The organism is Dietzia sp. SYD-A1 (genome assembly GCF_015356725.1).
Taxonomy (GTDB): domain Bacteria; phylum Actinomycetota; class Actinomycetes; order Mycobacteriales; family Mycobacteriaceae; genus Dietzia.
The window spans coordinates 1-563 of sequence record NZ_JADDKI010000626.1 but is presented as its reverse complement, the minus strand read 5'-3'; the positions used below and the strand labels follow the sequence as shown (position 1 = coordinate 563).

Annotated in this window: 1 protein-coding gene; it reads left to right on the top strand. The window is 75.7% G+C overall.

Annotated elements, in window-relative coordinates; all coding sequences use genetic code 11:
- Nucleotides 1–563 (top strand): DUF4131 domain-containing protein (locus IY392_RS17820; RefSeq protein ID WP_194861959.1); only part of this gene is annotated, 563 nt, incomplete at both ends.

Genomic DNA, 563 nt, shown 5'->3' with positions numbered 1-563 from the left:
GTTCGTCACCACCGCGGTCACCCTGGGGATGCGGCCGGCGGCGGCCTGCGCACTCGCGGTGGTACTGCTCGCCGCGGCGGTGATCGCTGTGGCCTGGTCGGTGTCCGTGGGAGCGGGGGAGCGCCCGGACCACACGGCACTGTGGGTACTCGCGGTCGCATGTGCACTGGGGGCGATCGGCGCCGGCGTCCAGGCGGCGCGGTCGCACGCGCTCGCCGCGCATCCGTTGGTCTCGCTCGTCGACACCCGCACGGGTGTCGAGGGCGTGGTGACGGGGTTCGATCGCCCGCTGCGTCGAGGCGGGGTGATGGTCCCGCTGCGGGTGGAGGTCACCGGATCAGGACAGTCGGCGCGAGTGGCCCGCCTCGACGTGGCGGTCCTGGCCAGGGAGGGGTGGCGGGATCTGGCACCGGGGACGCGGGTGCGGGCCTCGGTCATGGTGCTGGAGCCACGCTCTCCCGGGAACCCACCGGGCCTGCGCGCCCTGGCACCTCCGCGGGTGACCGGGGAGCCGGGGCCGACCGGCCGGGCACCGGCGGCGGTGCGCGAACGGTTGAGAGTGG